The sequence below is a fragment of the Mesorhizobium sp. B2-7-1 genome (assembly GCF_006440735.1).
Lineage (GTDB): Bacteria > Pseudomonadota > Alphaproteobacteria > Rhizobiales > Rhizobiaceae > Mesorhizobium.
In genome coordinates this window covers 1-6,637 of sequence record NZ_VFUA01000182.1, presented here as the reverse complement: position 1 = coordinate 6,637, position 6,637 = coordinate 1, and the positions used below count along the sequence as shown (strand labels likewise).

General features: G+C 61.1%; 8 protein-coding genes. 5 read left to right on the top strand and 3 right to left on the bottom strand.

What is annotated here, in order from left to right; all coding sequences use genetic code 11:
* Nucleotides 1-36: 36 nt before the first annotated feature.
* Nucleotides 37-249: an AlpA family phage regulatory protein gene (locus tag FJ471_RS33845; RefSeq protein WP_140810811.1), complete on the top strand. Its 213-nt coding sequence runs from the start codon at nucleotides 37-39 to the stop codon at nucleotides 247-249.
* 308 nt (nucleotides 250-557) lie between these two features.
* Here FJ471_RS33845 and FJ471_RS33840 read toward each other — a convergent pair whose 3' ends face one another.
* The gene (locus FJ471_RS33840; protein WP_140810809.1) at nucleotides 558-1,190 is read right to left on the bottom strand and encodes a hypothetical protein; all 633 of its coding nucleotides are present in this window, start codon (nucleotides 1,188-1,190) and stop codon (nucleotides 558-560) included.
* Nucleotides 1,191-1,355: 165 nt separating this feature from the next.
* Between FJ471_RS33840 and FJ471_RS33835 the strand changes: the two genes are divergently transcribed.
* On the top strand, nucleotides 1,356-1,595 hold the full coding sequence (locus FJ471_RS33835; protein ID WP_140810804.1) for a helix-turn-helix transcriptional regulator: 240 nt from the start codon (nucleotides 1,356-1,358) through the stop codon (nucleotides 1,593-1,595).
* Between the two features lie 147 nt (nucleotides 1,596-1,742).
* Here the strand turns inward: FJ471_RS33835 and FJ471_RS33830 are convergent, their stop codons facing one another.
* Nucleotides 1,743-3,062: a site-specific integrase gene (locus tag FJ471_RS33830; RefSeq protein WP_140810796.1), complete on the bottom strand. Its 1,320-nt coding sequence runs from the start codon at nucleotides 3,060-3,062 to the stop codon at nucleotides 1,743-1,745.
* A 478-nt stretch (nucleotides 3,063-3,540) separates the two neighbouring features.
* Between FJ471_RS33830 and FJ471_RS33825 the strand changes: the two genes are divergently transcribed.
* The 3 genes from FJ471_RS33825 to FJ471_RS33815 all read left to right on the top strand — a co-directional run bounded on the left by FJ471_RS33825 (nucleotide 3,541) and on the right by FJ471_RS33815 (nucleotide 5,924).
* Entirely contained in the window at nucleotides 3,541-3,720 is a 180-nt protein-coding gene (locus FJ471_RS33825) for a hypothetical protein (protein WP_140810789.1), read from the top strand.
* A 187-nt stretch (nucleotides 3,721-3,907) separates the two neighbouring features.
* Complete coding sequence (locus tag FJ471_RS33820) at nucleotides 3,908-4,984, top strand: histidinol-phosphate transaminase (RefSeq protein ID WP_246684912.1); 1,077 nt, start codon at nucleotides 3,908-3,910, stop codon at nucleotides 4,982-4,984.
* 22 nt (nucleotides 4,985-5,006) lie between these two features.
* Nucleotides 5,007-5,924, top strand: a complete 918-nt coding sequence (locus tag FJ471_RS33815; protein WP_140810781.1) for an allantoinase PuuE — start codon at nucleotides 5,007-5,009, stop codon at nucleotides 5,922-5,924.
* An 88-nt stretch (nucleotides 5,925-6,012) separates the two neighbouring features.
* On the opposite strand, the gene FJ471_RS33810 is transcribed toward FJ471_RS33815, so the two are convergent.
* Nucleotides 6,013-6,637: SMP-30/gluconolactonase/LRE family protein (locus FJ471_RS33810; RefSeq protein ID WP_140810774.1), on the bottom strand; the 625-nt coding region annotated here is incomplete at its 5' end.

The following is a 6,637-nucleotide window of genomic DNA, read 5'->3' as shown; positions in this document are numbered from 1 at the left end:
AGCAATCAGAACCAGCCAGCAAGAGACAGTGCGGCCATGCCTGAACCAGACCGGATCATCCGCCTGAAAACCGTCCTTTTCCGCACCGGTCTGTCTCGGTCCACGATCTATCGCAAGATCGCCGAAGGCACCTTTCCACGCCAGATACAGATCAGTATCCACGGTGCAGGCTGGCACGAGTCCGACATCAGTCGCTGGATCACCAATCCCGTCTCGTGGCGTCCGCAAGACCAGGGCGACAAGTTCTGATGAGGGTGATGCACCCCGCGCGGAAAGCTGGCCTTCATCGAGACGCAGCGGTCACGGCGGCGAGGCTATTGCTTGAGCCCTATGTGCCATGTCCATTAGGAGCGCCGCCGAGGCGAGCAAACATGGCAAAGTCGGCCTCGCGCCCATCAAGATGGGTTGCTCAAGCAGGGCAACTTCGGAGCGAGCCGCACACAACTGACCGCCTATCTGCTTTCCGGTCCGTATTCCTTCGGAGCAGACTGCTTCCTCACCGCCTATAAGGGCCGTCAACCAACGGTTGCCCTATCGTTTTGGCGATCGTCGCCGGATCAGTATTTATGGTGGTGGCCGAGGTCATCCAGCACCGAGCGGATATGCGGCCAGGGGAAATCGGCGGGACGTTCCCAATGCTCACCGTCATGCAGGATAACGAGCAGCTTAGCTAAAATGCCCTCCATGGAGGTAGCCCCTGTCTGCGGCAGATTATCCAGAAGTTCGCGTTCGGCTATTTCGGATTGCCGTATCAGTTCATCTGCTCTCGAATAGCCGATCTCAGCATCGGCGGCATCCCAACGCGCCTGGTGTGCCGCAAAGTCGGCAACCGCCCTGCTCCATTCGACTTCAATTTCAGGAGAGTAGGCATCGTTCAGGCCTTCCATGGAATGGAGCGTTAACTCCGTACCATCGGCAAGCCGTACCTTTGCGTAGGGAAAGCCGACCGTCCTAGCGAGGTGTGTCTCCAACCTTTGCTGTTCGCGGCACAACGCCAGTGTCTTGTCATGGAAATCCTGCCAGTTCCCGCACAAAACAAGCGCCGGATCGGCGGCGCCGCTACCGCCCGTAAGTTCGGCGGCCCGCGACCTTACCTGGAACGGCCATGCCAGTGCGGCCGTGGCCGTGCCCGCCAGCAAGCGCCGCCGGGTGATAAAAGACAAACTCATGCTATTGTCGGAATCATCCATGATCCGAGCTCCATACGGCTTGGGTTGTGGTCAGGCCGCGTCGAGTGTTCGCTCACTCGATGCGGCCGCTTTCTAAAAACGAAAGGATTGTCTGTTTTTAGAAAGCCACTGTCAAGGTTTTCCGAAAAGGCTTGCGATTTTCGGAAGTTATCACCAGTTTGCGGCATGGATTCTTCTCAATGTCGCGCCGCACGAGCACTGTTGAAATGGACGCAAGAGGATCTTGCCGCGCGCTCCGGCGCTAGTGCTGTTACCATTCGCAATTTTGAAAACGACCGTTCTGTTCCTCAAACTGGAACGCGATACCTCCTCCAAAAAACGCTTGAGAATGCCGGCATCGAGTTCATACCTGAAAATGGCGGTGGTGTCGGTGTGCGCTTGTCACGGCGTTCCGAAAGCTCGTAGCTCGGTGACGTCGAATCCTTTGACCAAGGCACAGCGCGTTCATTCGCCGACAATCATTTCGACGCGGCGGCAGTTAGGTATCAACCGAGAGGGCTTCGACGATCGCCCTCTTTGCTCGTCGGGGCGTGATTGAGCGAATCCTTGCTTTCACGCAGCGTCCATCGAGCCGAACGGCGCGACCCCCGCGCCACCTTTGACAATTCCGGCTAGTCGATCGGCCCAAAGTTCGAGTGCTTCTCGCTTTTCTCTCATGTAATCGTAGCGCGCATAAACGCGGCTGGTGATGCTGGCCTTCGTCGCGCTTACGTGATTCAAAACGTGGGCAATAATGAAGGGCGAGATGCCTAGTTCTTCCATGTGCGTTGCCGCCGACCTGCGAAGGTCGTGTGACGTCCAAGGCTCAACGCCCAAGATCGTCGCTGTTCCGCGCTTCATGACCTCGTCACGCTTGATCGCCTTGGCGATCGCGGCGCCGGTCACAGGCGCACGGGCTCCAGGTCCTGGCAAGACGAAGGCCGGCATCGCCCTGCCCTTACGTTCGGCGAGCGCCTTCACGTCGGCAAGTTGGTCGCGAATGATCTTGACGGCCATTGGCGATAGGGGGACGGCATGCTCGCGCTTGTTCTTTGAACGCGACGGCGGAATTGTCCACAAGGCGGCGTCGAGGTCGAGCTCGTCGACCGTTATTCCGCAAACCTCGCCTACGCGCTGCGCGGTGACAAGACACAGGCGAATGACGCGCCGCGTCGACTCCCGCATATCCGCGTCTGCCAAGGCTCCCCACATGGTTCTGATCTCGTCGACAGATAGCACGCGATCGCGTTCAACTGTCTCGGTGGGCTTGCGCATACCCTCGACGAGATTCTGATCAAGATCGCCGCGGCCTCTAGCCCATCGGATCATGGCGCGAACGTCTTCGAAGAGTCTGTTCGCCTCGACGTGGGCGCCGCGATCCCTTACGGCGTCGATCGCCTTCGTGATATCGCGGCGATGCAGCTCGGAAAGCTTGACCTCCCCAATGCAACCCGCCGAACAATCCTCCAACTTCTTACCGTCGGCGTCCCGGCCAGATACATTCTTGCGAAGGCGGCGAGCGATCTCGTCGCCCGAGCGCTTCGTCGAGGCGTGACGCTTGACGTAGTTCTCGACTAGGTCTGCAACAGTCTGGGAAACCGCCAGCGACTTCTTGTCGGCGACCGGATCGCCTCCATCTCCCACCTTCGCACGCGCATCCCGGGCGCGCTGACGGGCTCCCCTGTCACCACCAAGCGGTATTTCCGGATAGGAGCCGAGTTTCAGCCATTGGCGCTTGGCCGGCGGCCCATAGACTAGATACCAGGACTTCGTCCCACCTGCCGACACACGCAAGACGAGCCCTTTTACCAACGTGTCGAAGTAGTCGACCTTTCGGCCAGAAGTCGCCTTCGCAGACTGGCAGAATTTGTCCGTAAGCTCGTTCTGCGGCATCCGTCCCTCGACCAACCGGTTCGCGTGATCTACACAATGATCTACAGGAATCCACGCGCTTTGTCGAGACGCGATGCGACGACGCGAGATGCGGAAGAGCGAAAAAAGCCTTTTATTACATCATCTTCTGATGTTTCAGGCCGTCGCAAGACGGTCCAGAGAAAGTCAGCGGAAAACCTCTGTTAACCGGTTGGTCGCTGGTTCGAATCCGGCCCGGGGAGCCAAAATTTTCTCAAGGTATACAGAGTTTTCAGGAAACGGCCGAAAATCGGCTGACCTACGGCCTGTGCCCGACATGGCTAGGCACCGATCTACTCGGGAAACGCCCGGCGAGGACCAGCATAGGACGCGCTTCGCTCCGTCACCGCAGTTCCCAGTCATAAGCGGATGTCAGGTTTAGTCGCAATATATTAGCAACAGCTTGTATTTCTCGATGCGCAGGCAGATAATATCGATCGGGCATCTGAGGGACTGTCCGATGCGTTGGCCGTTGTTCGTCATCGCGCTCATCATTGGCTTCATCCTCTGGGACCGCTTCGAGAACGACGGCACCTATACCGCCGAAATCGAACGGAGTTTCCATGAGGCATCCCTGGACATGCCAGGCGGGTGGAAGCCGCCGGTAATCACCTTCAACCGGGATATGCTGAAGCATTGAATCAGGGTTTCAGAGTGTGGGGGGAACCGCGGCGCAAGGAGTTGCTGCGGTATTGTCTCCACCCATCCCGCATGGGCCAGATTCCCTTACCCATTGTGCCGGCGAATTTTGCTTTGCCGCTCGGCCACCATGCCCTAGCCTCGCTGCGGAAAACCTCGCCGACAGCCGATAGCCGGACCTTTATGCCGTGCCCCTGAAAGCCACCGCCCATATCGAGGCCATGTCCGCTTTCGCGCTGGCGAATTTCGGCGGCTACGACCGGCCGACGCTGGCTCAGAACGAGAGCGCGTTTCCACCCAGCCCAAGCGCCATCGAAGCCGGTCGGGACGCAGTGGCGCGCAGCCACCTTTATCCGGACCCGGACTGGACCTTGCTGCGCGATGCGATCGCCAGGGCCTATGGGGTCGAGCGCGATCTTGTCCTGTGCGGCGCGGGCTCGATGGAGCTGATCGCCTGCACCATCGCGGCCTTCGCCGGTCCCGGCGCGGACGTGCTCAGCACGGACTATGCCTATAATTTCGCGGCCTCGGCGGCCGCGCGCGTTGGGGCGGCCTACGTCAAGGCCGCGGAGCGCGGCTATGAGGTCTCGATCGACGCGATCCTGGCGGCTCTCACGCCGGCAACGCGCATCGTCTTCGTCTGCAATCCGGGCAACCCGACCGGCACGCGCATCAAGAACGCCGAGCTCCTGCGCCTGCGCGCGGCCCTCCCCGGCGACGTTCTCCTGTTGATCGACCAGGCCTATGGCGAATTCGACGACCAGGATCCGCAAGCCGTCTTCGCGCTTGCCGGACGCGGCGACACTGTCGTCCTGCGCACTTTGTCCAAGGCGTACGGGCTAGCCGGCGCGCGCGTCGGCTGGGGGTTGTTCGCGCCCCAGATCGCCGCCGAAGTGCGCAAGATGCAGAATTCCAACCAGGTCTCGACGGTTAGCCTCGCCATGGCCGTCGCGGCTGTCGAGGACCAGGCCTATACGCGCGGCATCGTGGCGCTCACATCGGACATCCGCGATCGCTGCGCGCAAGGCTTGCGCGCCGCCGGATACGAGGTCCCCGAAAGCCGGACGAATTTCGTCCTGGTGCGCTTTGCCGACGCCCTGGCAGCGGCGGCCGCCGACAAGGCCTTGCGCGGCGCCGACATCATCGCGCGCGGCCTCGCCGGTTATGGCCTGACCGATTGCCTGAGGATAACAGTCGGGCCGCAGGAGATCATGGACCGCGTGCTGCGTGTCCTGACCGCCATGCGCGGCCGCCAATCCTGGTAACGGCTTCATCCGAGGGGATTTCATGACGTCAGACGCGCCTTATCTGCCCGCCCGCGATTTGATCGGTTATGGCGAGCAGCCTCCGCAGGCTGAGTGGCCGGGCGGCGCGAAACTGGCGCTCAACATCGTCGTCAACTACGAGGAAGGCGCGGAATACTCGATCGGCGAAGGCGACGGCGTCTCCGAGGCGATCCTGTCGGATCTTGCCGTGTCGCCTGCCGTGCCCGGCCTGCGCAACCGCAACATGGAATCGCTCTACGAATACGGCTCGCGCGTCGGCGTCTGGCGCCTCATCTCGCTGTTCCAGGACAAGGGCGTCGTTCCCACCTTCTATGTCGTCGGCCGCGCCCTCGAGCTCAACCCAGCCGCAGGCAAGGCGATCGCCGAACTTGGCAGCGACATCGTCTGCCATGGCTGGCGCTGGATCGACTACGCGCCGCTCACCGAAGAGGAAGAGCGCCAGCATATCGCCATGACGGTGGACACGGTGCGGAAGATCACCGGGATCGATCCGGTTGGCTGGTACACCGGTCGGCCGAGCCTCAACACGCGGCGGCTGGTGGTCGAACATGGCGGCTTCCTGTTCGACTGCGACGACTACAATGACGACCTGCCCTATTTCGTCAACGCCGGTGCCAAGCGGCACCTCGTCGTGCCGCACAGCTTCGACAACAACGACAGCCGTTTTTCGCGCGGCTCGGGCCTGGAGACGGGCAGCCAGTTCTTCGAATATGTCAGCGACGGCGTCGACTGGCTGCTCAAGGAAGGCCGAACGACCCCGCGCATGATGACGGTGTCGCTGCATTGCCGGCTGGCGGCGCGGCCGGGCCGCATGATCGGGCTGGAGCGCTTCCTCGACAAGATCACCGCCAACCCCGACATCTGGGTCTGCCGCCGCTCCGACCTCGCCCGGCATTGGCTGAGCCGGTTCGGCGGCTGAAGCAATTCCAGGAAAAGTATGAAGCGGTTTTCCGTCCGGAATTGCGTCACGAAGAATGGGCCGGCGCCGCGAGCCGCCGGCGAAGGTTCTATTTGTTCGGCACTTCGTAGACCTTGCCGTGCCAAGGTGCTGCATCGATCTGGTCGAGCGCCATGACGTAGAGCATCTTCTCATCCGGTCCGAAGGCGAAGTTCGGCATCGATGGCGACGGTACCGAAAGCGTGCGCAACAACTTGGCGTCCTTGTCGACGACTATGATCTTGCCTGGCGCGTCGAGCGAGCGCGGGCTCTGGCCGATATACATCTCGCCTTCCTTGTCCATCTTGATCCCGTCGGGCCAGATATGCGGCTGGTTCGGGAAGAGATCGTCCAGCCGCACGAAAACGCGGCGATTGCTTAAGCTGTGGTCGGACGAAACGTCGAATTCGATGATCCGGTTGTCCTCGGTCTCGACCAGATAGAGGATCTTGCCGTCGTTCGACATGACGAGGCCATTGGCATTGTGCAGGTCGCCGGCGACCTTCCTAACGCTGCCGTCCTTGCTGATGTAATAGGCCGAAGCGTCGATCAGCGGGCCGCCCTTGCCGGAGCCGGTAAAATAGACGCCACCATCCGTGTCAGGCGCAAAATCGTTCGGTCCGCTGAACGGCTTGCCGTCGGTGTCCTTGTCATAGGCCGGCAGCGTCTTGCCGTCGGCCGCCCTCCGGACGCTC